This window comes from Rhodococcus sp. USK10 (assembly GCF_019378875.1).
GTDB lineage: Bacteria > Actinomycetota > Actinomycetes > Mycobacteriales > Mycobacteriaceae > Rhodococcus_F > Rhodococcus_F pseudokoreensis.
The window spans coordinates 2,008,268-2,031,788 of sequence record NZ_CP076048.1 but is presented as its reverse complement, the minus strand read 5'-3'; the positions used below and the strand labels follow the sequence as shown (position 1 = coordinate 2,031,788).

Genomic DNA, 23,521 nt, shown 5'->3' with positions numbered 1-23,521 from the left:
TGATGGGCAGGCGGACGTGGCGCGCCGTGCGGGTGCTGACCGCGGTCACCGCGGTCGGGCTGATCGCGGGGTGCGGGTCGACGATCGAGGGCTCACCGACAGTGGAGGGCGCTTCCTCCTCGGGGGACACCGAACAGTTCACGGCCCTGCTCGAGGAGTGCAACGCGGTCGCCGACGAACAGATCGCGCAGACCGTCGGCGCCGACGCCATCCAACGGGGCTTCTTCGGCGCGATCTGCCGCTGGGACGCTGTCGGCGCCAATGGTCCCGTGAAGGTGACGTTCAACTGGTTCGAGACCGGCTCCCTCGACACGGAGAAGTCGACCGCGGAGAAGCTCGGCTACACGGTGGAAGCCTCCACCATCCAGGGACGCAGGGCCGTCGTGATGCGTCCGCCCGGCGACCCGGGGGCGTGCGGAGTGACGGTCGGGTCGCCCTCTTCGGGGGTCGTCGGCTGGTGGGTACAGTTCCAGACGGGGGCGGCAGACCCGTGCCAGGCGGCATCGACGCTTGCGGATCTGACGCTCAATCTGAGTAGTTGATGTGCCCGTGTCCGTACCGACAGCTCCGAGCAGTACCGCCCATCGCAGGTCAGCCCTTACCATTGCCCGCCCACTTTGACCTTCCGGCGCGCCGCCGGGTATCGTTGTGGGTCGTGTCCGGCATGCCCGGGCCGATCTGTGTGCCTAGCGAGGTATTGCCGTGCGCGCGTTCGTGCAGATTTCTGCATGGAACGAGCATCCGGCTGCCTGTGTGGGGGTATGCGACACACCCGACCTCGGGTGCAGCTCGAGGTGCGGGTGAGGGGCAGCAGCTCTCTTGCCCCAACTGCTAGATCCCTAATTTCAGAACAGCCAAGGTTGCTTGTCCAGAGCAGTCTGTTCAACACGAAGAAAGCCGGTAAATGCCAACCATCAACCAGCTGGTCCGCAAGGGCCGCCGCGACAAGACCGCGAAGGTCAAGACGGCAGCCCTCAAGGGCAGCCCGCAGCGTCGTGGCGTGTGCACCCGCGTGTACACCACCACCCCGAAGAAGCCGAACTCGGCGCTCCGTAAGGTCGCGCGTGTGCGCTTGACCAGCTCCGTCGAGGTCACCGCTTACATCCCGGGCGAGGGCCACAACCTGCAGGAGCACTCGATGGTGCTCGTCCGCGGTGGTCGTGTGAAGGACCTCCCCGGTGTGCGCTACAAGATCATCCGCGGCTCCCTCGACACCCAGGGTGTCAAGGGCCGCAAGCAGGCCCGCAGCCGCTACGGCGCCAAGAAGGAGAAGAGCTAATGCCACGTAAGGGCCCCGCTCCGAAGCGTCCGCTCATCAACGACCCGGTCTACGGTTCGCCCCTGGTGACGCAGCTCGTCAACAAGATTCTCCTGGACGGCAAGAAGTCCACCGCCGAGCGCATCGTGTACGAAGCGCTCGAGCAGGCGCGTGAGAAGACCGGCACCGACCCGGTCGTCACCCTCAAGCGCGCACTGGACAACGTCAAGCCCGCCCTCGAGGTTCGCAGCCGCCGTGTCGGTGGCGCCACCTACCAGGTGCCGGTCGAGGTCCGTCCGGGTCGCTCCACCACCCTCGCGCTCCGCTGGCTGGTGACCTTCTCCCGGCAGCGTCGTGAGAAGACGATGGTCGAGCGTCTCGCCAACGAGCTCCTCGATGCCAGCAACGGCCTGGGTGCCGCTGTGAAGCGTCGCGAGGACACTCACAAGATGGCCGAAGCCAACAAGGCATTCGCCCACTACCGCTGGTGACGTCACGTCGGAGCAGTCACCTACCGTGACTGCTCCGGCGTCGTCGCACGTCGGGCCCCTACCGGGGACCGGCTGATCTACAACTCGAGACAATGGCCCCGCTGGTGGAACACCGGGGAGGCCGTCACCCGATACACGAGCTACGAGCGGGGAAGAATCCTGTGGCACAGGAAGTGCTGACCGACCTGAACAAGGTCCGCAACATCGGCATCATGGCGCACATCGATGCCGGCAAGACCACGACCACCGAGCGCATCCTGTTCTACACCGGTGTCAACTACAAGATCGGTGAGACGCACGACGGTGCCTCGACCACGGACTGGATGGAACAGGAGAAGGAACGCGGCATCACGATCACCTCTGCCGCGGTGACCTGCTTCTGGAACAACAACCAGATCAACATCATCGACACGCCGGGCCACGTCGACTTCACCGTCGAGGTGGAGCGTTCGCTCCGCGTGCTCGACGGCGCCGTCGCAGTGTTCGACGGCAAAGAGGGCGTCGAGCCCCAGTCGGAGCAGGTGTGGCGTCAGGCCGCCAAGTACGACGTTCCGCGCATCTGTTTCGTCAACAAGATGGACAAGATGGGCGCGGACTTCTACTTCACGGTCCAGACCATCATCGACCGCCTCGGCGCGAAGCCGCTCGTCCTGCAGCTGCCGATCGGCGCGGAGGACGACTTCGACGGTGTCGTCGACCTGGTCGAGATGAAGGCTGTCACCTGGCGTGGCACGGTCGCCATCGGCGCCGAGCCCACCATCGAGGAGATCCCGGCCGATCTTGCCGACAAGGCTGCCGAGTACCGCGAGAAGCTGCTCGAGACGGTTGCCGAGTCCGACGAAAAGCTCATGGAGAAGTACTTCGCCGGCGAGGAACTCAGCGTCGAGGAGATCAAGGGCGCCATCCGCAAGATGACGGTCAACTCCGAGCTGTACCCGGTGCTGTGTGGTTCCGCGTTCAAGAACAAGGGTGTTCAGCCCATGCTCGACGCGGTCATCGACTACCTGCCGAACCCGCTGGACATCGGCGAGGTCCAGGGTCACGCCCTCGGCAACGAGGAAGAGATCCTCACGCGTAAGCCGAGCAAGGAAGAGCCGTTCTCGGCTCTGGCCTTCAAGATCGCTTCGCACCCGTTCTTCGGCAAGCTGACGTTCGTCCGCGTGTACTCCGGCCGGATCGATCCGGGTGCCCAGGTCATGAACGCGACCAAGGGCAAGAAGGAGCGCATCGGAAAGCTCTTCCAGATGCACGCCAACAAGGAGAACCCGGTCGACGAGGCCGTGGCCGGCCACATCTACGCGATGATCGGCCTGAAGGACACCACGACCGGTGACACCCTGTGTGCACAGGACGCCCCGATCGTGCTCGAGTCCATGAGCTTCCCGGACCCGGTCATCCAGGTCTCGATCGAGCCCAAGACGAAGTCCGACCAGGAGAAGCTGGGCACCGCGATCCAGAAGCTCGCCGAAGAGGACCCGACGTTCTCCGTCGAACTCGACGAAGAGACCGGCCAGACCGTCATCGGCGGCATGGGCGAGCTCCACCTCGACATCCTCGTCGACCGTATGCGTCGCGAGTTCAAGGTGGAGGCCAACGTCGGCAAGCCGCAGGTCGCCTACCGCGAGACCATCACCAAGAAGGTCGAGAAGCACGACTACACCCACAAGAAGCAGACGGGTGGATCGGGCCAGTTCGCCAAGGTGATCATCGCGCTGGAGCCGTTCGTCGGCGAAGACGGTGCCTCCTACGAGTTCGAGAACAAGGTCTCCGGTGGCCGCATCCCTCGCGAGTACATCCCCTCCGTGGATGCAGGCGCGCAGGACGCGATGCAGTACGGCGTTCTCGCCGGCTACCCGCTGGTGAACCTGAAGCTGTCGCTGCTCGACGGTGCGTACCACGACGTCGACTCGTCGGAAATGGCCTTCAAGGTCGCCGGTTCGCAGGCGCTGAAGGAAGCCGCCCGCAAGGCCGGCCCGGTCATTCTCGAGCCGCTCATGGCTGTCGAGGTCACCACACCCGAGGAGTACATGGGTGACGTGATCGGCGACCTGAACTCCCGCCGTGGCCAGATCCAGGCCATGGAGGAACGCAGTGGTGCCCGTGTCGTGAAGGCGCTGGTTCCGCTCTCGGAGATGTTTGGTTACATCGGTGATCTGCGGTCGAAGACCCAGGGCCGGGCGAACTTCTCCATGGTGTTCGATTCCTACGCAGAGGTTCCCGCGAACGTCTCGAAGGAAATCATCGCCAAGGCGACCGGCGAGTAACCTCGGTTCCAGCCGGCCGAAGCACGACCCAGTAATAACAACCGCACTGCTGCATACCGCAAGCATCAATCAGTCCAGGAGGACACACAGTGGCGAAGGCGAAGTTCGAGCGGACGAAGCCGCACGTGAACATCGGCACCATCGGTCACGTCGACCACGGCAAGACCACGCTGACCGCGGCCATCACCAAGGTTCTGCATGACGCGTACCCGGATCTCAACGAGGCCTCGGCCTTCGACGAGATCGACAAGGCTCCTGAGGAGAAGGCTCGCGGTATCACGATCAACATCTCGCATGTTGAGTACCAGACCGAGAAGCGCCACTACGCGCACGTCGATGCTCCCGGTCACGCCGACTACATCAAGAACATGATCACCGGTGCGGCGCAGATGGACGGCGCCATCCTCGTGGTCGCGGCCACCGACGGCCCGATGCCCCAGACGCGTGAGCACGTGCTGCTCGCCCGCCAGGTCGGCGTGCCGTACATCCTCGTCGCCCTGAACAAGGCCGACATGGTGGACGACGACGAGATCATCGAGCTCGTCGAGATGGAGGTCCGTGAGCTCCTCGCTGCGCAGGAGTTCGACGAGGACGCTCCGGTCGTCAAGGTCTCCGCACTCAAGGCGCTCGAGGGCGACCCGGAGTGGACCAAGAACATCCTCGAGCTCATGGCTGCGGTCGACGAGTCCATCCCGGACCCGGTTCGCGAGACCGAGAAGCCCTTCCTCATGCCCGTCGAGGACGTCTTCACGATCACGGGTCGTGGCACCGTCGTCACCGGTCGTATCGAGCGTGGCGTCATCAACGTGAACGAGGAGGTGGAGATCGTCGGCATCAAGGAGACCTCCACCAAGACCACGGTCACGGGTATCGAGATGTTCCGCAAGCTCCTCGACTCGGGCCAGGCCGGTGACAACGTCGGTCTGCTCGTGCGTGGTATCAAGCGCGAAGATGTCGAGCGTGGACAGGTTGTCGTCAAGCCCGGCACCACCACCCCGCACACCGAGTTCGAGGGCCAGGCGTACATCCTGTCCAAGGACGAGGGCGGCCGCCACACGCCGTTCTTCAACAACTACCGTCCGCAGTTCTACTTCCGTACCACGGACGTGACGGGCGTTGTGACGCTGCCCGAGGGCACCGAGATGGTCATGCCCGGTGACAACACCGAGATGTCCGTCAAGCTGATCCAGCCCGTCGCCATGGACGAGGGCCTGCGCTTCGCGATCCGCGAAGGCGGCCGTACGGTCGGCGCCGGCAAGGTCACGAAGATCAACAAGTGATCTAGCTACACCAACGCCGATGGCGCTCACCCTCCGGGGTGGGCGCCATCGGCGTTTCCGGGGTTCTGCCTCAGCGGTAGTTCAGCGCGTCCCATTCCCGGATGTCGCTGGGATGGGCGATCCCTTCGAGGACGAACGGGTCCCGTGCGATGAACTGCTCCGCCCGCTCGCGGCTGGTGAACACCGCCATCGACCCGTTTCTCGCCGGGTCGTCGAACGGTCCGATGCCGAGGATCCCGCCCTCCGCGGCGAACGCGTCCAGGTACTCCCGGTGCCGTGGATAGACCTCCGGGATCCGGGCGGCGGCGGACGGATCGGTTGTGTAGAACACCACGTACTCCATGGCGGAGAACCTACCGAGACCGGGACGTCCCGTGTCAGTTTTCGGCGTGTACCGGGTGGTCGGCGCGGTCGAGGTGGAGCAACACCTGGGTGGCGACCTGCTCACCGCCGAGTGTCGACGCGACCCACGAAGCGACGTCCTCGGACTTGCGGGTGAAGTCGTGGATGTCGAGGGTGGGGTCGGCGGTCACGACGATCGACAGGGTGGGGAGTCCACGTTCGACGACGGCGCGGGCCCGCGTCTGCCTGACACCGGGGTATTCGGCGAGTTCGCTGGCGACCCCATTGGCGAGGGAGCCCAGGTCGACGGTGACGTAGGTGCCCGACTCGTGGTCCGGTACGGCGACGGCGGACGTGCGTCGCCGGGTGAGGTCGAGGGCGAGGAGCACGATCCCGAAGACGAGTCCTACGACGACCGTCGCGGCGAGAGCCCAGCCCCACCAGTCCTGGTCGGGCAGCGCGGTGACGCGTGCGCGGTCGTACCGCGACACCCATTCCCGGACGATCGGAACCCGCAGGTCCCAGGCCACGGCGTAGGCGCCGAATCCGAGGAGCAGAAGCCCGACGATCAGGACGATCAGCCGGTTGACGGCGGCGGTCCGATGGGTCACGGCTTCACCTGCACTCGGAGTTCGGGGGATGTGCCGAGCAGCGACAGCGTCGGTTCCACGGCCTCGCGGACGGAGATGGCCACGTCCGCGGTGGGTGTCGACTCGGTGCGCACCACGCGGACGGTGACGTGCTTGCGGTCGACTGTCGTGTGCGCCGACACCACCCCGGGGACGGTATTGGCGTGACTACTGGAATTGCGGGCCAGATCGGTGGGACGCAGCCAGACGATCGGGGTGTCACCCACCGCGAGGGGCAGATGGGTGCGCGGCCGCGGTTTCAGGGCGGCGACGATGAACACGATTCCCAGCACGATCGCGCCGACGGCGACGGGGACGATCCAGTCGGACCAGTGCAGCCTGCCCAGCCATTGCGCGGTGTTGCGGATCCAGGGCGCGTTGGCGAACGTGCCGCGCATGATGAGCAGTTCACGCGCGGCGACGACTGCGAGGCCGAGGGCGGCGACGGCGACGATGATCGCGGCGGGCACGGCGGCGGGTGTCGCGCGCGGGGTGCGGGGCCGGATCGGCGCCACCGGGTGGGGCGGCACCGCCGGATCGCCCTGTTCGGAGTAGAGGCTGTCGGCGCCGCTGTCTTCGGGTGCCGCGGATTCCGTTCCGACGACCACGATGTTGAGTTCGATGACCGGCATGCCGGTCATCTGCTCGACCTGGCGGTGCACCTGTGCGCGGAGCCTGCGGTTGAGGAGATCGAGGTGGCACGGCCACTGCACCGCGATGTACAGGTTGATTGCGACGGCGTCCGCACCCGTCGAGACGTCGGCGCGGGGGAGTTCTCTGCCCGTCAGCCGGGACAGTCCGCCGGACTGTTTGACGACGCCGGGTACCTGGAGCGCCGCGGCGACGGCGATCTTCACGACGGCGCGTTCCTTGATGACCAACTCGCCGCGCTGGGCGGTGTCGTCGAGCGCAGCGTCGTCCCGGGGTCCGACGGGGGGTGCGGTGGACGGTTCAGCCACGGCCGCGGCTTCGGAGGATGGCGCCGAGATCGAGGTGCCCGTCGCGGTGCGCGCCGACGGCCATGCCCAGCGCGCCGAGCAGGACGGCGAAGACGAATCCGCTGAAACCGCCGAGTATGCCGGCGATGGCGAGGAGTAATCCGACGATCAGGCCTGTGATGGTGCTGTTCATTGAGCTTGTCCTGTCTCTGTCAGGAGATCTTCGATGATCACGTCGACGGGGACGTCCACCAGCGATTCCACTGCGGCCCGCACTCTTTCGGCGGTGTCGACGACGTTGGCGGGGTAGCGGGCCGCGAGATGGACGGCACAGGACGTGGGGCCCACGGTCACCCCGGTCACCCGGCGTCCGGGTAGGTAGGTCGCGACTTCGCCGAACGCGCCGCCGTGCATCGCTGCCACTCCGGGGGTCGCGAGGACGGCTGCGACGATGCGTTCGGAGATGTCCTCCGCATGGGTGTCCGGTGGGAGCGGTCCGGTCACTGCACCCTCGGTTTGCCGTCGAGCTCGGACGCGGCCTCGGATTCGTCGAACAGCATGACGTCGAAGACGGTGATGTTCACTTCGGTCACTTCGAGTCCGGTCATGCGTTCGACGGCCGCGATGACGTTGCGCCGGATGCCGACCGCGAGTTCGTGCAGTGCGACGCCGTATTCGGCGACGATGCCGATGTCGATGGCGGCCTGTTTCTCCCCGACTTCGACGGCGACGCCCTGGGCGTGGTTGACGCGGGCGCCGGGGATCCGGTCCCGGAGGGCGCCGACGGCGCGCGCGGTGCCGCCGCCCACGTCGTAGACGCCGTTGATCTCACGAGTGGCGATGCCGGCGATCTTGGCGACGACGGCGTCCGCGATGATGGTCCGTCCCTCGGAACTGACGAGTTCCGGTGTCGCCCCGGCACCGAACTGCACGCGGCTGCGTGCGCCTGAATCGCTGGTCATCGTGGATCCCCTTCGAGTCGCCTGCCTTCTCCTCAACAGTAATGATCACCGACGGTACGCGGGGTCTCCCACGCGCCTTTCCGCCCGCGGATCTGTCCGGATACCGATGCGAAAAATATTTGATATGACTACCCGGTACCATGACGTGATCCAGGTAACAGAAGGTGCGGCACGACGAAAGGAACCCCATGGTGGAAGTGGCCCCCGACCAGGACGCTGCCCCCAGTGAGGAGGCTGCGTCCAGCGCGGACGCTGCTTCTGCTGACGGCGCTGCCTCCATGTCCCGGACGCCGGCCGTCACCGCGGGTGTGGCGGTGCTGTCCGTTCTCGCGCTCGCGTTTCTTGCGGTCAGCGGCTATTTCGGCTACATGCACTGGCAGGCGGAGCGGGCGGCGCAGCAGCGGTCCCAGATTCTGGAGGCGGCGAGCCAGGGCGTCGTGAATCTGACGACGATGGACTTCGAGCGGGCCGACGACGATGTGCAGAAGGTGCTCGACGGGTCGGCCGGAGAATTCCGCGACGACTTCGAAGCCCGATCAAAGGATCTCATCGCGGTCATGCAGGAGGCCCAGGTCAAATCGGTCGGGGAGGTGCGTCAGGCCGCGATCGAGAGGCAGGACGGCGACTCCGCCGACGTGCTCGTCGCGGTCACGCAGAGGGTGTCGAATGCGGGTGGGGCCGCCGACGAGCCCCGCGGTCAGAGGATGCGGGTCACGATGCAACTCGAGGACGGCACGTACAAGATCGTGAAGGCGGGGTTCGTGCAGTGAGTACCGACGCATCGCCGAAGTCGCGCAGACTCCTCGTGGTCCTGGGTGCGCTCACCGTGGTCACGGCCGTGCTGGCCGGGGTTCTGTACTTCACGCTGTACCGGCCCGACCAGCGCGTCGACGACACCGTCCGCGCTGCCGTCACCGACACCGCTTCGCAGGGCGCGATCGCCCTGCTGTCGTACGGGCCGGACACCGTGGAGAACGACGTCGGCGCCGCGAAGGAACGCCTGACGGGGGAGTTCCTCGACTATTACACCCAGTTCACGACGGACGTCGTCGTCCCCGCGGCGAAGGAGAGCCAGGTTGCCACGCAGGCGACGGTGGCCGCGTCCGGTCCGGTCGAGGTGGCGGCCGACACGGCGACGGTGCTGCTGTTCGTCAACCAGAGCACCACCAGCGCCGCGAAACCGGAACCGGCGGTGACGGCGACGAGCATTTCCGTCGAGCTGACCAAATCCGGCGACGACTGGCTGATCTCCGGCTTCGATCCCGTCCAGGCCCACGGGTAGCGTTGGCGCCCATGAGCACTCTTCGAGAGGTCGGCGACCGCGAGTCGTGGCGCTGTTGGTTGTGTGACGAACCGGTGGATCCCGACATGTCGGTCAACGACCCGCGCGGCCCCAGCATCGACAGTGTCGTCACCGCGAAGAAGGCCAAGGCGAAGGGCGGCGTCGAACGCCTCGCCCACCGCGCGTGCAACACCAAGAAGGGCGCCGTCAAACCGGTCGTGCCGTGGCCGGACCGGTTGTTCGTCGTCGATCCCGCCCCGATCATCGGTGTCGTCGAACAACTCGGCCGCAAGGGCGGACGGGTCGCGGTGGCGCGGTGCCCGGGAAAATCGGACGCCGAGGACGCGTCGGAGTGGTTGCTCGACCGGTTGTCCCGTCTCGCACCGGAACTGAACGTCGAAACGCAGATCGACGCGGCCGGGGGCGCGTTCCTGCTCGTTGTGCGGCTCCGCCACCCGTGAGTACTTCTTAACCGCCGGCGGTTAACAAGTACTCACGGGCGGGGGATCGGCGGGTGCAGGGTGGTGGCGTCGCCCGGCCGGTACAGCTGGGCGCGCCTGCCGCCCGTGGATGCGGCGTCGGCGACGCCTTCGACGGGTTCGACGAATCCCCGCGTTCCCAGGACCTTGCGGCGGAAGTTCGCCCGGTCCCACGTCACGTCCCACACGGCCTCGTACACCGTCTGCAGGTCCCGGATCGAGAACGGGGACTCCACGAAATGGGTTGCCAACGTGGTGTATTCGAGTTTCGCCCGCACCCGCTCGAGGGCGTCGGCGAGGATCTGCGCGTGGTCGAACGCCAGCGACTCGCGGGACGCGTCCTCGACCGGCGTCCAGTAGGCGTCGGCGGCGTCGGAACCGGCGGACGGCTCCGGCAGGTTCGGCGCGAACGCCACGAACACCACCGACACGACCCGCATGCGCGGGTCGCGGCCCGGCTCGCTGTACGTCGCCAACTGCTCGAGGTGACCGGGAAAGCTGTCTAGTCCGGTCTCCTCCGCCAGTTCGCGTCGCGCCGCGACGTCCGCCGATTCGTCGGCGTGAACGAAACCGCCGGGCAGCGCGGGCATCCCCTGGAACGGTTCCTCTCCCCGCCGCACCAGCAGGACCGACAGCGCGGGGCCGCGCAGCGTGAACATCGCGAGATCGACGGTCACGGCGAACGGTGGGTAGTCGGTTGCGTCGTACACTGTCAGCCTCCCAGTGGTGCGGCGAACGTCGATCGGTGGGCGAGTGCCTGTTCAGTGACCTGGGTCGCGAGGTCGAGGCGCTCTGCCCGGCTCCCGGTCAGCATCACCCACGACCGCCCGGCGGCGGTGAGTGCGTCGACGAACCACTCCGTCATCTCCTCCCGGATCGACTCTCCGTCACGCAACCCATCCTGCACGAAGGGGACACCGACATGGTCGGTAATGAGGTACAGGGCGTGGCGGCCCGGCCGGTGGTCGTGCGCCCGGGTGCTGTCGGGGCCGAGGTAGCGCCGCTCCCACACGGTGGTCGCTTCTGCGTCGGTGTCGCAGATCGTCAGGGGCGACCCCGACCGCGCCGCCGCCTCTTCCCACTCGTTCTGGATGCGGGCGATGTCGGCGAAATCCTGCCCGGTCCAGACGAGGTCGTCGACGCCGGCGGACGCGTCGGCGACGCGGGCTCTCGCCAGCTTGTCTGCGGTTGCCGTGCGACCGTATTCGGGAACCCAGTGCGTGCGCCGCCAGATCCCGCCGCGGGCGCGGAAGCGCTGCGCCAGTGCATGACTGACGGTGGTGGTCCCGGTGGATTCTGCACCGAGCACCACGATCCGGGTGGTGAGCAGTGCCTGCGCGGGCGCGTCGAGGTGTTCCCAATTGCCGGCGAGGTCGGCTCGACAGTCGGTCCCCGAAATCGGGAACTGGACCCGCTCGGGGTCGACGGGGACGTGGACGGCGCCGAACCAGCGGGCGAGTTCGTCGCCGTACTTCTCACTCGACACGACCACGTCGACGGCGATGCCGGTGACCTGTCGCACCGCGGCGCGCATGCACGCCACCTGGGCGGCCCACACCGGTCGCGACGCCAGGTCCATCGGGGCGTCGCACGCGATGCCGGTCACGGTCACCGTGCGGTCCAGTGCATGCGACTCGGCGAGGCAGGACACTCTGTCCGCCAAGGGAATCGACTCGACCCGGGACGCCATCACCACCACCGTCACCCGGGTGGCGACCTTCGCCGCCTCCCGGATCAGCAGGTGATGCCCGGCGTGCGGGGGATAGAACTTTCCGATCACGAGCGCGTGGTCGCGCATTGCGGTCACCTGCCTGCGGTCGTCGCGAGGGCGGGGAGTCCCGAAGACCTGCGCCACTCGACGAGACCGCGGACGCAGAGCGCGAGGAATCCGACGTACAGCAGGGCCGTCAGCGTCAGACCCTTGTGCAGGTAGAGCGGGACGTAGACCAGATCGGCCGCAATCCACAGCAGCCACGATTCCCAGCGCTTGTTCACCTGCCCCCAGGTGGCCAGCAGCGAGAGGGCTGTGGTGACGGCGTCCCAGAACGGGACCGTGGACGACGTCGCCGTGTGCAGGAGCACGGTCAAGGCGGCGGTGCCGACGATCCCGGTGCCGGCGAGCCACCTCCATTCTTCCGGCGACGTTCCGGTGACGGGCAGCGGGTTGCCGGCGCGACCGCGGATCCACCGGATCCACCCGGCCACGGCGAGCGCGATGTAGACCAGTTGGAGGGCTGAGTCGGCGAAGAGTCCGGCTGCGTAGAACAGCAGGATCCAGACCAGGTTGTTCGCGATTCCGATCGGCCAGTTCCAGGCGGACTGCCGGGCGACGAGCCAGACGCACACCGCGCCCGACGCGAAACCGAGCACTTCGGCCCAGCTCGTCGTCGTCCCGAACGACGTCACCGCGGCCGAATTGAGCCAGTCGACGAGTAGGGCGATCACGGGAACTCCTTGTAGTCGTAGTGACTACGAAACGATATCACCGACGTGGTCATACTGACTACAACTGGGGATGTCGTGGTGTCCCGCGGGAGGTGGGGGTACCGTCGGGACCAGAACATGAATCCGACCTCGAGTGCGAAGGAATTCCGATGAATCTGGCCTTGACCGACGAGGAGCTGGCGTTCCGCGACGAGATGCGAACGTTCTTCACCACGCAGATTCCGGCGGAGATCCGCGAGCGGTATGCGCGGGGCGAAGAAGTGGGGAAAGAAGGCTTCGTCGAGTCTCAGCGGATTCTGAACGCCAACGGGCTCGCGACGCCGCACTGGCCGGTCGAGTGGGGCGGCCGCGACTGGACGCCGGTGCAGAAGCATATCTGGCTCGACGAGCTGCAGCTCGCGTCGGTGCCCGAGCCGCTCGCGTTCAACACCAGCATGGTCGGCCCCGTCATCGCGGCGTTCGGTTCGCAGGAGCAGAAGGAGAAGTTCCTTCCCGCGACCGCCAACCTCGACATCTGGTGGTGCCAGGGATTTTCCGAACCCGAGGCCGGTTCCGACCTCGCGTCGCTGAAGACCCGCGCCGTCCGCGACGGCGACGACTACGTGATCAACGGCCAGAAGACGTGGACCACCCTCGCGCAGCACGCCGACTGGATCTTCGTCCTCGCCCGCACCAACCCGGACGCCCCCAAGAAGCAGGCCGGCATCTCGTTCATCCTCGTCGACCTGAAGACGCCCGGCGTCACGGTGCGCCCGATCAAGCTGATCGACGGAGGCCACGAGGTCAACGAGGTCTTCTTCGAGGACGTGCGCGTGCCCGCCGAGAATCTCGTGGGTGAGGAGAATCAAGGCTGGAGCTACGCCAAGTTCCTGCTCGGCAACGAGCGCGCCGGCGTCACCCGCCTGGGATTCTCCAAGGTCCGGCTCGCGCAGGCGAAGAAGCGCGCCGCGGAGATCTCGGTCGGCGAGGGGACGCTGCTCGACGACCCGCTGTTCGCCGCCCGCATCGCGGAACTCGAGAACGAGATCATCGCGCTCGAGCTCACCCAGCTGCGGGTCGTCGCGAGTTCGGCCGACGGCAAGCCGAACCCGGCGTCGTCGCTGCTGAAGCTGCGCGGGTCCGAACTGCAGCAGGCGACACTCGAACTGCTGACCGACGTCGCGGGCCCCGACTCCCTACCCTTCGCCGCCGGTGACGGCATCTCCTCACCGCTCTGGGCGCAGCGGACGGCACCGACCTATCTGAACTACCGCAAGGTTTCCATCTACAGCGGATCGAGCGAAGTGCAGCGCAGCATCATCGCCTCCTCGATCGTCGGATTGTGAGGGCGTGACATGGACTTCGAACTGACCGACGAACAGAAACTGCTGCGCGACACCACCCGCGAACTGCTGGGGCGTAGCTACGACGCGGAGAAGCGCAACGCCGTCACCGACACCGAGCAGGGGTGGAGCCCGCAGGTCTGGAAGCAACTCGCCGAGGTGGGGCTGCTCGGCCTGAGCTTCGACGAGGAAGACGGGGGAATGGGCGCCGGACCCGTCGAGGTGGCGTCGGTGATGACCGAGATCGGCCGCCGCCTCGCCCCCGAACCAGTCCTCGACGCCGTGCTCGTGCCCGGCGGCCTGATCGCTGCGGCCGGCAGCACGGAGCAGCGTCGCCGGATTCTTCAGGACGTGTCCGAGGGCACCCTCCTGCTGGCCTTCGCCGATCGGGAACCGGGCGTGCGCTGGCCGTCGGCCCGGGTGTCCACGACGGCGACGAAGGACGGCGACGCGTGGACCCTGACGGGTACGAAGAATCCGGTTCCCCACGGCGGCAGTGCGAACACGCTGGTCGTCAGCGCGGCACTCCCGGACGGCGGGGTCGGGCTGTTCCTCGTCGACGGCGACGCCACCGGTCTGACTCGCACCCCCTATGCGACCCACGACGGACTGCGGGCCGCGCAGGTGGAACTGTCCGGCACCCCGGCCGAGCCGCTCGGTGAGGGCGGCGACGCGTCTGCGGCGATCGAGGGCGCACACATCCGGGCGCAGGCGGCGCTGTGCGCGGAGGCCGTCGGCGCGATGGAGGAGGCGTTGCGGCTGACCACCGAGTACCTGAAGACCCGCAAGCAGTTCGGCGTCCCGATCGCGAAGTTCCAGACGCTCACCCACCGCGCGGCCGACATGTACGTGCTGCTGGAACTGGCTCGCAGCATGAGTCTCTACGCGACGATGTCGCTGGCCGACGGAACCGTCGACCCGGTGGTCGCGTCCCGTGCCAAGCTGCAGATCGGCCGGTCGGCCCGCACGATCGGGCAGGAAGCGATCCAGATGCACGGCGGCATCGGCATGACCGCCGAGTACCCGGTCGGGCATTACGTGAGTCGGCTGACCGCAATCGAGCACACCCTCGGCGGCTCCGACGACCACCTGCGGGTGCTCGCGGCGGCGACGACCCAGGGCACCGTCAGCATCATCTAGCTGCGCCCGTGAGTACTTGTTAACCGCGGGCGGTTAACAAGTACTCACGGGTCCAGGTCTCGGATTGGTATCGGAAAGAGCGTTTTCGACGTGTCGCACGAGGACCCCCGTGTGACGCAGCTAACGTTCTGCGCGCACATCAGAACTCACGGGGGATGTACGTATCTCGGTGAAGGAGCGTTGTCATGGGGTCCGGTCCAGTCAAAGCGATCATGTGGAGCCTGCTCGTCGTGGGACTCGTCGGTGCGGGAGTCGGGATCTCCGAACTGCACGTCCCGTGGACGGTCGCGTCGTTGATCGTCGCGTCGGTGTCCGGCCTGGTCCTGCTCAGGATCCGCGCCGACGCACACCCCGAATTGCACAGCGAGCGCCGGATGGCTGCCGGCTGACCCGCCGTCACCCCTGCTGGAGACCGTCCGCCCACCTGGCGATGTCGCCGCGTTCCAGCGCGAGCGCCAGCAGTTCCGGGAACTTGTCCGGCGTGCAGGCGAACGCGGGAATGCCGAGCGCGCCGAGGGCCGCCGCGTTGTCGTGATCGAACGACGGCGCGCCGTCGTCGGACAGCGCCAACAGCACCACCACCTGCACACCGGCGTTCTTCATCGCCGCCATCCGGCGCAGCATCTCCGCGCGGATCCCGCCCTCGTACAGGTCCGAGATCAGCACGAACAACGATTCCGCCGGCCTGTCGATCAGTGACTGGCTGTACGCGATGGCCCGGTTGATGTCGGTGCCGCCGCCGAGTTGCGTGCCGAACAGCACGTCGACCGGATCGGACAGCTTGTCGGTGAGATCGACGACCGCCGTGTCGAACACGACCAGCGACGTCTTCAGCGCGCGCATCGACGCGAGCACCGCGCCGAACACGGACGCGTACACGACGCTCGAGGCCATCGAGCCGGACTGGTCGATGGCGAGGACGACGTCACGGTGCACGGCCTGCGATCGGCGGCCGTAGCCGAGCAACCGCTCCGGCACCACCGTCTTGTGCTCGGGCAGGTAGTGCGCGAGGTTGGCGCGAATGGTGCGATTCCAGTCGATGTCGCGGTACCGGGGATTGGTGGTGCGGGCCGAGCGGTTCAGGGCACCCGTGACGGCGGTTCGGGTCTTCTGCGCGATCCGGTCCTCCACCTCCCGGACCACCTTCTCGACGACCATCCGGGCGGTGCCCTTGCTGGTCTCGGGCATCACCCGGTTCAGGCTGAGCAGGGTGCCGACGAGGTGGACGTCCGGTTCGACGGCGTCCAGCAGTTCGGGTTCGAGGAGCAGTTGGGTGAGGCCGAGACGGTCGATGGCGTCCCTCTGCATCACCTGCACGACGCTGCTCGGGAAGTAGGTGCGGATGTCGCCGAGCCAGCGCGCGACCTTCGGCGCCGATCCGCCGAGACCCGCAGTGCGCCGGCGACTCTTCGACCCGTCGCTGCTGGTGTCGTACAGCGCGGCCAGTGCGCCGTCCATCGCCGCGTCCGTCTTCGACGCCAGTCCGCCGGTGGATTCCTCGGCGGCGTTGCCGAGCAGCAGCCGCCACCGCCGTAGCCGATCCGCGTCTTCGGTCACGACGTCACCCCCAGGATGTCGGCGACGGTGCGGATCGAGACGGTGCCGCGCCGGGCATCGACCTCGGCCGGAGCATCAGCCGTGGAGCCGCCCTCCACGGACTGTCCGATGGCCCTGCGTTCCCCGGTCTCGAAGCTGCCGAACGTGCGCCGCAGCAGTGGCAGCACGTCGACGAAATCCTGCTCGCGCAACCCCGACACCCACCCGTCGAGCAGCCGCAGCAACTGCCGGTCGTGGACCAGCAGCAGGCCTCCGCCACCGAGGAAACCGTCGACCCACCCTGCCTTGGCGGACGGTTCGGCGCCGACGGACAGCGCCCGCGACAGCCGGGTGGCGGCCTCGGTTTCGCTGACGGTGCCCGCGTCGCGGAGTAGTCGGACCATGCGCCCGATCACGAGGCCGTTCACGTCGCTGCGGTCGACGAGGCCGGTGAGCGTGCCGAGCCATCGCGCCGACGCGCGGTCGTCGTCGCGCAGCATCACCGCCGCGTGGACGTCGTCGACGGCGCGGCGCAGGTCGAGGGCGCTGTCGTCGTCCAGACCGGACATCGCCGCCGGCAGTCCCGCGCAGATGCGGACGAGCAGGCTGTCGGTGACGCGGGTGAGGGACGAGATGTCGGTGCCGCGGACGTCGCCGTACCGCAGGGTGCGGGTCAGTGCGGGCAGCGCGTCCATCAGGTGCATGACGTCGTGGTCGAGCGTGGCCGCCGTCTCCAGCGCGCGCAACAGTTCGGCCAGGGCGTCGCGGAGATCCGACAGCAGCGCCTGCTCGAGCAGCCCGGTGAGCCGGACGAGGGAGACGTCGCCGCCCGCCGCCTCCTCGCACACCTTCGCCGTGGCCGCGGCCTCGACGGTGGTGCCCCACAGCGACGCCTCGATGATCGACACCGCCAGTTCGGGTTGCCAGGTGAGCGACCACGTCTCACGGAATGTGCCGGTGCCGCGGACGTCGCTGTCGGCCGGGGTGCCCCAGTCGACGCCGAGGATCTGCAGGCGGTGCAGCAACCGGGACCGCGCGACGTCGTTGTCCCGGCGGAGGTCGAGGTCGATGGTCTTCTCGGTGGCCTGCTGCTTCAGGCGCAGGGTCTTCGCCCGGGCGCGCAGGTCGGCGTCGAGCGGAACGGTCGGGGTGTCGTCCGGGACGGCGCCGAGGGCCTCGCCGACGACGAGGCGACGCGTGATCAGGTCGAGCAGGACGTCGTCCCCGTCGCACATCACGGCGCGGGTGGCCTCGGTGACCTCGGAGAGACCGGCCAGCGGCCGCGCACGTAACGCGGCCAACGTGTCTGCGAGACGGACGGATTCGATGACGTGCGCACTCGACACCGGAAGATCCTCGTCCCGCAGTACCCGCGCTACTTTCGTGAGCCACCGGGTGATCGTGCGGTCCGGGGCGGTGAACAGGTGGTGATACCAGCCGGGTGAGGTGATGCCTGCGCCGTATCCGGACGCCGTGGACAGCCGCGAATGCGTCCACGGCACCCACGTCAGCGACGTCTTGATCTTGGGGATTCCCTTGAGGATTCGCGCGTCCGCGGTGGCCGGTCCGAGGGGTGCGGCGAGTGCCGGGGCGTGCCAGGCGCCGCACACCACCGCGATCCGCGCGGCGCCGCCCTTGATCACCTTCCGCAGGGTCTGGCGCATGTACGCCTCGCGCCTACGGGTGGGTTCGTCGAGTTCGACGGTGTCCCGCAGCGCGCTCATGGCGTCGGTGATCGCGTCGAACGAGTCGGTCCCCGAACCGGATTCGATGACGGCGTCCCACCAGCGTTCGGTGTCGTCGTAGCCGGCCGCCGCGGCCAGTGCCGCCAGCGGATCCTCGGATTGGGACTCGGCCCGGTCGGCGGCGAGGGTGTTGGCGGCCGGAAGGTCGCAGAAGCGCACGTCGACGCCGCGTCCGGCCGCCCACGACAGCGCCTGCCACTCCGGGGAGAACACGGCGAACGGCCAGAACGCCGCCGTCCGGGGTTCGCCGGTGGCATATGCGAGCAGCGCGACCGGGGGTTCCATGGTGTCGGACGCGGTCAGCGCGACCAGCGGATCGGCGTCCGCGGGCCCTTCGATCAGGACGGCGTCGGGAACGAAGTCGTCGAGCGCGCGACGCACCGATCGTGCGGAACCCGGCCCGTGGTGGCGGATGCCGAAGACACGGACGTCGCCCGCCGGCGGGCTCACCCGGTGACCTCGCGGCACGCCCGGTAGAAGTCGGCCCAGCCCTCCCGTTCGCGGACTACGGCCTCGAGGTATTCGGTCCACACCACCCTGTCGGCCACCGGGTCCTTCAGCACGGATCCGAGGATGCCGGCGGCGACGTCGGAGGGTCGGAGCACCCCGTCGCCGAAGTGCGCGGCGAGCGCGAGTCCGTTGGTGACCACGGAGATCGCCTCCGCCGTCGACAGCGTTCCGGACGGCGATTTCAGCTTGGTGCGGCCGTCGCCGGTGGCGCCGGATCGCAGTTCCCGGAACACCGTGACCACGCGCCGGATCTCGTCGTCCGTCGCCGGGACCGCCGGTAGTTCCAGCGACGACCCGAGTTGCTCGACCCGCCGCGCGACGATGGCGACCTCGTCCTCCTCGCTGGCGGGCAGGGGCAGGACGACCGTGTTGAAACGCCTGCGCAGCGCGGACGACAGGTCGTTGACGCCGCGGTCGCGGTCGTTGGCGGTGGCGATCACATTGAAACCCCGAGTGGCCTGCACCTCGGTGCCCAGTTCGGGGATCGGCAGCGTCTTCTCCGAGAGCACGGTGATGAGCGCGTCCTGCACGTCGGCGGGAATGCGGGTCAGTTCCTCGACCCGCGCGATCCGCCCGCCCTGCATCGCCGTCATCACCGGGGACGGAACGAGTGCGCCGGCGGTGGGACCCTCGGCGAGGAGCCTCGCGTAGTTCCAGCCGTACCGGATGGCCTCCTCCGGGGTACCCGACGTTCCCTGGACGAGCAGGGTCGACTCGCCGGACACCGCCGCCGACAGGTGTTCGGACACCCACGTCTTGGCGGTTCCGGGCACGCCGAGCAGGAGCAGTGCGCGGTCGGTGGCGAGCGTCGCGACCGCCACCTCGATCAGCCGCCGGGGACCGACGTACTTGGGCGTGATGACGGTGCCGTCGTCGAGTTCGCCGCCGAGCAGGTACGTCACGACCGCCCACGGCGACAACTTCCACGACGGTGGCCGGTGCCGGGTGTCCTGCGCGGCGAGGGCGGCGAGTTCGTCGGCGTAGGCCTGCTCGGCGTGGGGTCGTAGCAGGTCGGCCGGGACGGCCGCGATCTCGGTCACTCGAGCTCCTTCAGGACTGTTCTGCGATGGTCGATGTTGGCGGCGACAGTGGCGAACGCCTGCTGCCAGCCCGGGTCACGGGTGCGTTCGGCGGCCGCCCGGAGCAGCGGCGCCGCGGTGAACGGGAAGTGTGTCTCCGCGCTGCGGAGGGTCGAGTAGTGGCTGTGCCGGGAGAACTGCCCGAGGTCCTTGCCGGTCTCGGCGTGCCGCCCGGCCACGTCCTCGAGGCGGGCGATCACCCGCTCGGCGAGGTCCAGCGGCCACGGGTGGGGAAGCCCCTCGAGCAGTGCGGCGCCGTCGACGCCCAGCAGGTAGCTGTCGGCGTGGCCCGACAGAATGTAGGCGAGCCGTTCGCCGGCGGGGACGATCGGCACTACGCGACGTTCGGTCTTCCGTCCCTCGCGGTGCAGCAGAGCGGACGCCCAGCGCGGATTGCGCTGGATCACGGTGGCGTTGGTCCACGCCTCCATCATCACCTCCCGCCACTGGTCTTCGATCCGGATCTCCAACGCGCCGGCGGCCGAGCCGATCATGCCTTCCCACACCGACAGGGGGGCGGCGGTGACCACCATCCGCAACCACCAGCTGCGGATTCCCTTGTTCTTGAAGTGGACGTCCTCGATTCCGTCGCGACGGGCCGAATCGTCCAGGGAACCGGGCATGTTCACCACGAGGCGGGTGCGCAGCGGCTTCTTCTCCACCCGCACCCACGCACGGGCGCGGGCGGCCATCCGCTCGGCGTACGCGGAGTTCGGCAGCTGGCGCAGCAACTGGACCGCCTGCTGACGCACCTCTTTCCGCCGGTCGTCGAGTGCGTGCTCGAGCAGGTCGGAGTCGGCGTCGCCGAGCCCCGTGCCCAGGACCGCGATGAACGCCGCCCGGTGCTCGCCCCGTTCGGAATCCCAGGTGCGGCGCAGTTCGGCCATCGCGATCGCCGGGTTCACCGCCCGCATCGTCGTGAGCCACAGCAATCGTTCCTGATGGGCGCCGTGCGTCCACACGTCGGTGCGATCGGACCGCCGGACCAGCATCGACCAGTCCGGGTTCTGCGCGGCGAGCCACTGGCCGCGGGGGCCTGCCAATCGCAGGATGCTCTCGCGGTGGGTGTCGTTCGTACGTGCCACCGCCATCAGGTCGGCGACGAGATGATCGGGCGCGCGGTATCCCCGCTCGGCGACCACCGCGAACCACTCGGTGAGCGTCCACGACTTGGCGGCGAGCAACTGCATCAGGTGCGCGGCGGACGCGGACGGCAACTGCAGCCGCGGATCGCTCTCGGCGGGCGCGGGCAGCACGCGGGTGGAGGCGGCGACTCCGCCGTCGCGGTACGCGTTTTCGAGCGCAGCAGCGCCCAGCAGGGTCTCCGCCGGGTCGCCGCCGACCGACTGCGCCAGTTCGCCGGTGGCCAGACCCTCGAACGAGGGGGCGGATCGTGCCGTGCCGAGCAGGGCGGCGGACAGGAGTTCGCTCATCGCCGACTCCCCGCGGTCGACGGCGTGCCGGACACGAGCGGGTACACGTCGCCGCGATCGAACACCGACACGGGAACGAGGGAGTCGCTGGTCCACTCCCCGAACACGGTGACGGGACTGCCGCCGGACATCCCGAGCAGTCGCCACAGGACCGGATCCTCGCCGGACAGCGGCAGCGCGCGGCCCTGCCCGTCGACGACGAACCAGCTTCCGTCGTCGTATGCCGGGGTGACACCGGTGAGCAGGGCGGGCCACGAGCGGATCCACGGGTCGGCGCCGACCGCGGCGGCGAAGTCGTCCAGGGCGGTGTCGATGTCGCTCGGTGCGACCGTGGTGAACGGTTCGGGCGTCTCGTGGGTGTCGCCGAACTGGGCGCGCAGCGGCGCGGCGCCGGGGTAGAAGTGCAGGGTGGCGTCGACGAGCGATCCGAGCGGCGGGATCACCGTCGAGAAGTGGGCGGAGCCGTGCGTGAAGTCCAGGAGGATCGCGCGGCGACCGTGGTCGCGGCCGAGCAACCACACCTTGCGGGTGAAGAGGCGCTTCTCCTCGGTGGTCTGCATGCCCAGCACCATCCACCGGTCGCGGACTCCCGGTTCGCCGCGCACGCTGTCGGTGGCCACCGGGTAGCCGACGTGCGAACGCACCGACGCCTGCAACGGTTCCGGCAGTTCGCTCAGTCGGCGATGGGCGACGACGAGGAGGTGCAGCCTGGCGTATTCGCGGAGCAACCGGTCCGGCCAGTCGGCCCGGGTGGCCACGACGATCGGAAGGCGCCGCAGGGTGGACGCGACGCCCGGCGCTTGCGCGTCGACCATGCGGGCTGCAATGGCGTCGAACGCGGACGCCGAGATGTCGGCCGCGCCGAGGCCGCTCCGGATCTGGTCGGTGAGCCACAGGTCGAGTTCGTCGAGTCCCGCCGCCACCCGCTCGGCCCGGCGCTCCGCGGTCTTGGCACCCGACGCCGTGGTGACCGGTGCCGCCGCCGTGCGCACCGCGGTCGCCCGCCCGGCCCGTCGGCTCAGCCAGTCGTTCGCGAACTCGGGCGGTTCGGACTGCTCCGGAACCCTGCCCTGCGACCAGATCAGCAGCAGTCCGAGCGCGTGCTTGCACGGAAACTTCCGGCTCGGACACGAGCAGTGGTACTCCGGACCGGTGAGGTCGACCACCGATCGGTAGGGGCTCTTGCCGCTGCCCTGGCACTGTCCCCACAGTGCGTCGCCGTTGCCGCCCGTCTGCGACCACGCGCCCGACAGCTTTGCGGCGGCAGCGAGCGAGCCGGCATCGGGGGCCACCGATGCGACCTGTCCCTCCGACCAAGGCGACGTCACTCCGTCACCGTAGGGGAGTTGTCCGACAGGAAGGGCGGAGGGGCGCGGAATTGTCCGCCAACTTCGGTGTGGACGCCGGCCTCCCGTGTCAAGCTGTCGTCAGGTGCGACAGCGAGGAGTGGGCCGGTGATTCACGGAAGGTATTTCGAGTTCAAGGGTCGTCCCGCCGTGCGGTTCCGGTGCACGTACCCGTTCGACGTTCAGAGGCTGTGGGAGGCCGTGTCGGAGCCGGACGAACTCGCGCACTGGTTTCCGTCTCGGGTCCGGCTCGACACCTACGCCGGCGGCGACATCGAATTCTTCCCGGACCCGCACAGCGACCCCGAGACGGGGACGGTTCTGGTGTACGGCGCGCCGTACACCCTGGCGTTCACCTGGGGCGGGGACGAGATCCACTTCGAGGTCGAGCCGACCGCGGACGGGTGCGCACTGACGCTCGTGAATGTTCTCGAGGTCCGCAACACGGCGGCCAGGAACGCCGCCGGGTGGAGTGTCTGTCTCGCCGACCTCGACCGGCACCTCGACGGGGCGGACACGTCAGGTCACGGCCGCGATGCGTCCGCGGACTGGCGGCCGTTCTATCAGACCTATCTGGGGGAGGGGATGCCGGCGGGGGCCCCGATCCCGGGGGAGTCCGCCTGACGGCGGTTCGTCAGAGCCGGGGACGCTCGAACAGGCTCTCGACGTTCGACGCCGGCTCGTTCGGCGCCTCGACCGCGATGTTGCCACCGGTCCTGAGCCACCCGTTCCGCAGTGAGGACGTCAACCAGTTGTCGAGTGCGGCTTGGGTTTCGAACTTCAGCACGATCACGCAGACATCGGAGGTGCTGCTCTCCTTGAGCCACCCGCCACCGAGGAACCCGGGGAACAGCCGGGCGAGTCCGAGCCCGGTCTGGATCCAGTCGGCGAACTCCTCGTCGCAGCCGCGGAGGACCCGGCGGACGATGGTCGTCGTGACGGACGCATCCACAGGCTCGCCTGCCCTGGCGCCGTCGGCCGCGTTCTCCATCGTTTCCCTACCTCGGTTCCAGCTCACCCCCGTGACACGTTCCACCTCA

27 protein-coding genes are annotated in these 23,521 nt (G+C 68.3%); 12 read left to right on the top strand and 15 right to left on the bottom strand.

Annotated elements, in window-relative coordinates; all coding sequences use genetic code 11:
- Positions 1-2: 2 nt before the first annotated feature.
- The 5 genes from I1A62_RS16380 (at position 3) to tuf (ending at position 5,293) form a co-directional block, all read left to right on the top strand.
- A complete protein-coding gene (locus I1A62_RS16380) occupies positions 3-542 on the top strand; it encodes a DUF3558 domain-containing protein (RefSeq protein ID WP_124389113.1) in 540 nt (179 codons plus the stop codon).
- A 362-nt stretch (positions 543-904) separates the two neighbouring features.
- Positions 905-1,279 carry a 30S ribosomal protein S12 gene (gene rpsL / locus I1A62_RS16375; protein WP_005252198.1) on the top strand — a complete coding sequence of 125 codons (375 nt, stop codon included), beginning with the start codon at positions 905-907 and terminating at the stop codon, positions 1,277-1,279.
- Positions 1,279-1,749: a 30S ribosomal protein S7 gene (gene rpsG / locus I1A62_RS16370; RefSeq protein ID WP_005252199.1), complete on the top strand. Its 471-nt coding sequence runs from the start codon at positions 1,279-1,281 to the stop codon at positions 1,747-1,749. Before rpsL ends, rpsG begins: the two co-directional genes overlap by 1 nt.
- Positions 1,750-1,910: 161 nt before the next feature.
- Entirely contained in the window at positions 1,911-4,013 is a 2,103-nt protein-coding gene (gene fusA / locus I1A62_RS16365; RefSeq protein ID WP_087557086.1) for an elongation factor G, read from the top strand.
- Between the two features lie 89 nt (positions 4,014-4,102).
- Positions 4,103-5,293: an elongation factor Tu gene (gene tuf / locus I1A62_RS16360; RefSeq protein WP_087557087.1), complete on the top strand. Its 1,191-nt coding sequence runs from the start codon at positions 4,103-4,105 to the stop codon at positions 5,291-5,293.
- A gap of 70 nt (positions 5,294-5,363) precedes the next feature.
- On the opposite strand, the gene I1A62_RS16355 is transcribed toward tuf, so the two are convergent.
- The 6 genes from I1A62_RS16355 to I1A62_RS16330 are packed head-to-tail and all read right to left on the bottom strand — an operon-like array spanning position 5,364 to position 8,164.
- On the bottom strand, positions 5,364-5,636 hold the full coding sequence (locus tag I1A62_RS16355; protein WP_219459184.1) for a YciI family protein: 273 nt from the start codon (positions 5,634-5,636) through the stop codon (positions 5,364-5,366).
- A gap of 34 nt (positions 5,637-5,670) precedes the next feature.
- Positions 5,671-6,246: a hypothetical protein gene (locus tag I1A62_RS16350; RefSeq protein WP_124389083.1), complete on the bottom strand. Its 576-nt coding sequence runs from the start codon at positions 6,244-6,246 to the stop codon at positions 5,671-5,673.
- A complete protein-coding gene (locus I1A62_RS16345) occupies positions 6,243-7,223 on the bottom strand; it encodes a DUF6286 domain-containing Asp23/Gls24 family envelope stress response protein (RefSeq protein WP_219459183.1) in 981 nt (326 codons plus the stop codon). The genes I1A62_RS16350 and I1A62_RS16345 overlap by 4 nt, the downstream gene beginning before the upstream one ends.
- Positions 7,216-7,395, bottom strand: coding sequence for a hypothetical protein (locus I1A62_RS16340; protein ID WP_005252219.1), 180 nt, complete (start codon positions 7,393-7,395; stop codon positions 7,216-7,218). Before I1A62_RS16340 ends, I1A62_RS16345 begins: the two co-directional genes overlap by 8 nt.
- Entirely contained in the window at positions 7,392-7,706 is a 315-nt protein-coding gene (locus tag I1A62_RS16335) for an Asp23/Gls24 family envelope stress response protein (protein WP_124389085.1), read from the bottom strand. Before I1A62_RS16335 ends, I1A62_RS16340 begins: the two co-directional genes overlap by 4 nt.
- Positions 7,703-8,164: an Asp23/Gls24 family envelope stress response protein gene (locus tag I1A62_RS16330; protein ID WP_005252221.1), complete on the bottom strand. Its 462-nt coding sequence runs from the start codon at positions 8,162-8,164 to the stop codon at positions 7,703-7,705. Before I1A62_RS16330 ends, I1A62_RS16335 begins: the two co-directional genes overlap by 4 nt.
- A 188-nt stretch (positions 8,165-8,352) precedes the next feature.
- Between I1A62_RS16330 and I1A62_RS16325 the strand changes: the two genes are divergently transcribed.
- From I1A62_RS16325 to I1A62_RS16315, 3 genes are read left to right on the top strand one after another with little or no spacing between them, the layout of a single operon-like run.
- A complete protein-coding gene (locus I1A62_RS16325) occupies positions 8,353-8,934 on the top strand; it encodes a hypothetical protein (RefSeq protein ID WP_219459182.1) in 582 nt (193 codons plus the stop codon).
- A complete protein-coding gene (locus I1A62_RS16320) occupies positions 8,931-9,446 on the top strand; it encodes a twin-arginine translocation pathway signal (protein WP_124389086.1) in 516 nt (171 codons plus the stop codon). The genes I1A62_RS16325 and I1A62_RS16320 overlap by 4 nt, the downstream gene beginning before the upstream one ends.
- Positions 9,447-9,457: 11 nt before the next feature.
- Positions 9,458-9,907 (top strand): hypothetical protein, encoded by a 450-nt coding sequence (locus I1A62_RS16315; protein ID WP_192581677.1) that lies wholly within the window; start codon positions 9,458-9,460, stop codon positions 9,905-9,907.
- 32 nt (positions 9,908-9,939) lie between these two features.
- Here the strand turns inward: I1A62_RS16315 and I1A62_RS16310 are convergent, their stop codons facing one another.
- From I1A62_RS16310 to pnuC, 3 genes are read right to left on the bottom strand one after another with little or no spacing between them, the layout of a single operon-like run.
- Complete coding sequence (locus tag I1A62_RS16310) at positions 9,940-10,635, bottom strand: NUDIX domain-containing protein (RefSeq protein WP_219459181.1); 696 nt, start codon at positions 10,633-10,635, stop codon at positions 9,940-9,942.
- 2 nt (positions 10,636-10,637) lie between these two features.
- Positions 10,638-11,723, bottom strand: a complete 1,086-nt coding sequence (locus tag I1A62_RS16305) for an AAA family ATPase (RefSeq protein WP_219459180.1) — start codon at positions 11,721-11,723, stop codon at positions 10,638-10,640.
- Between the two features lie 5 nt (positions 11,724-11,728).
- Positions 11,729-12,370, bottom strand: coding sequence for a nicotinamide riboside transporter PnuC (gene pnuC / locus I1A62_RS16300; protein ID WP_219459179.1), 642 nt, complete (start codon positions 12,368-12,370; stop codon positions 11,729-11,731).
- 149 nt (positions 12,371-12,519) lie between these two features.
- On the opposite strand from pnuC, the gene I1A62_RS16295 reads away from it, so the two are divergent.
- From I1A62_RS16295 to I1A62_RS16285, 3 genes are all read left to right on the top strand, one after another.
- The gene (locus I1A62_RS16295) at positions 12,520-13,695 is read left to right on the top strand and encodes an acyl-CoA dehydrogenase family protein (RefSeq protein WP_219459178.1); all 1,176 of its coding nucleotides are present in this window, start codon (positions 12,520-12,522) and stop codon (positions 13,693-13,695) included.
- Between the two features lie 9 nt (positions 13,696-13,704).
- Positions 13,705-14,832 carry an acyl-CoA dehydrogenase family protein gene (locus I1A62_RS16290; protein ID WP_219459177.1) on the top strand — a complete coding sequence of 376 codons (1,128 nt, stop codon included), beginning with the start codon at positions 13,705-13,707 and terminating at the stop codon, positions 14,830-14,832.
- A 185-nt stretch (positions 14,833-15,017) separates the two neighbouring features.
- Positions 15,018-15,221 (top strand): hypothetical protein, encoded by a 204-nt coding sequence (locus I1A62_RS16285; protein ID WP_012688808.1) that lies wholly within the window; start codon positions 15,018-15,020, stop codon positions 15,219-15,221.
- Positions 15,222-15,228: 7 nt separating this feature from the next.
- On the opposite strand, the gene I1A62_RS16280 is transcribed toward I1A62_RS16285, so the two are convergent.
- The 5 genes from I1A62_RS16280 to I1A62_RS16260 are packed head-to-tail and all read right to left on the bottom strand — an operon-like array spanning position 15,229 to position 22,463.
- Entirely contained in the window at positions 15,229-16,389 is a 1,161-nt protein-coding gene (locus I1A62_RS16280; protein ID WP_219459176.1) for a VWA domain-containing protein, read from the bottom strand.
- Complete coding sequence (locus tag I1A62_RS16275; protein ID WP_219459175.1) at positions 16,386-18,581, bottom strand: DUF5682 family protein; 2,196 nt, start codon at positions 18,579-18,581, stop codon at positions 16,386-16,388. The genes I1A62_RS16280 and I1A62_RS16275 overlap by 4 nt, the downstream gene beginning before the upstream one ends.
- Positions 18,560-19,663, bottom strand: a complete 1,104-nt coding sequence (locus I1A62_RS16270) for an AAA family ATPase (RefSeq protein WP_124389093.1) — start codon at positions 19,661-19,663, stop codon at positions 18,560-18,562. The genes I1A62_RS16275 and I1A62_RS16270 overlap by 22 nt, the downstream gene beginning before the upstream one ends.
- On the bottom strand, positions 19,660-21,135 hold the full coding sequence (locus I1A62_RS16265) for a DUF5691 domain-containing protein (protein WP_219459174.1): 1,476 nt from the start codon (positions 21,133-21,135) through the stop codon (positions 19,660-19,662). Before I1A62_RS16265 ends, I1A62_RS16270 begins: the two co-directional genes overlap by 4 nt.
- Entirely contained in the window at positions 21,132-22,463 is a 1,332-nt protein-coding gene (locus I1A62_RS16260; RefSeq protein WP_219459173.1) for an SWIM zinc finger family protein, read from the bottom strand. Before I1A62_RS16260 ends, I1A62_RS16265 begins: the two co-directional genes overlap by 4 nt.
- Positions 22,464-22,589: 126 nt before the next feature.
- On the opposite strand from I1A62_RS16260, the gene I1A62_RS16255 reads away from it, so the two are divergent.
- Entirely contained in the window at positions 22,590-23,105 is a 516-nt protein-coding gene (locus I1A62_RS16255) for an SRPBCC family protein (RefSeq protein ID WP_124389096.1), read from the top strand.
- A 10-nt stretch (positions 23,106-23,115) separates the two neighbouring features.
- Here I1A62_RS16255 and I1A62_RS16250 read toward each other — a convergent pair whose 3' ends face one another.
- Complete coding sequence (locus tag I1A62_RS16250) at positions 23,116-23,472, bottom strand: antibiotic biosynthesis monooxygenase (RefSeq protein WP_072940196.1); 357 nt, start codon at positions 23,470-23,472, stop codon at positions 23,116-23,118.
- Positions 23,473-23,521 lie beyond the last annotated feature (49 nt).

Bases quoted from the DNA above. Each gene is read 5' to 3' on its own strand.
- I1A62_RS16325 (WP_219459182.1), top strand. From the start codon at position 8,353: ATGGTGGAAGTGGCCCCCGACCAGGACGCTGCCCCCAGTGAGGAGGCT.
- I1A62_RS16340 (WP_005252219.1), bottom strand. From the start codon at position 7,395: ATGAACAGCACCATCACAGGCCTGATCGTCGGATTACTCCTCGCCATC.
- I1A62_RS16315 (WP_192581677.1), top strand. From the start codon at position 9,458: ATGAGCACTCTTCGAGAGGTCGGCGACCGCGAGTCGTGGCGCTGTTGG.
- rpsL (WP_005252198.1), top strand. From the start codon at position 905: ATGCCAACCATCAACCAGCTGGTCCGCAAGGGCCGCCGCGACAAGACC.
- I1A62_RS16380 (WP_124389113.1), top strand. From the start codon at position 3: ATGGGCAGGCGGACGTGGCGCGCCGTGCGGGTGCTGACCGCGGTCACC.
- I1A62_RS16355 (WP_219459184.1), bottom strand. From the start codon at position 5,636: ATGGAGTACGTGGTGTTCTACACAACCGATCCGTCCGCCGCCGCCCGG.
- I1A62_RS16290 (WP_219459177.1), top strand. From the start codon at position 13,705: ATGGACTTCGAACTGACCGACGAACAGAAACTGCTGCGCGACACCACC.
- I1A62_RS16295 (WP_219459178.1), top strand. From the start codon at position 12,520: ATGAATCTGGCCTTGACCGACGAGGAGCTGGCGTTCCGCGACGAGATG.
- I1A62_RS16250 (WP_072940196.1), bottom strand. From the start codon at position 23,472: ATGGAGAACGCGGCCGACGGCGCCAGGGCAGGCGAGCCTGTGGATGCG.
- rpsG (WP_005252199.1), top strand. From the start codon at position 1,279: ATGCCACGTAAGGGCCCCGCTCCGAAGCGTCCGCTCATCAACGACCCG.
- I1A62_RS16305 (WP_219459180.1), bottom strand. From the start codon at position 11,723: ATGCGCGACCACGCGCTCGTGATCGGAAAGTTCTATCCCCCGCACGCC.
- I1A62_RS16330 (WP_005252221.1), bottom strand. From the start codon at position 8,164: ATGACCAGCGATTCAGGCGCACGCAGCCGCGTGCAGTTCGGTGCCGGG.
- I1A62_RS16285 (WP_012688808.1), top strand. From the start codon at position 15,018: ATGGGGTCCGGTCCAGTCAAAGCGATCATGTGGAGCCTGCTCGTCGTG.
- I1A62_RS16265 (WP_219459174.1), bottom strand. From the start codon at position 21,135: ATGAGCGAACTCCTGTCCGCCGCCCTGCTCGGCACGGCACGATCCGCC.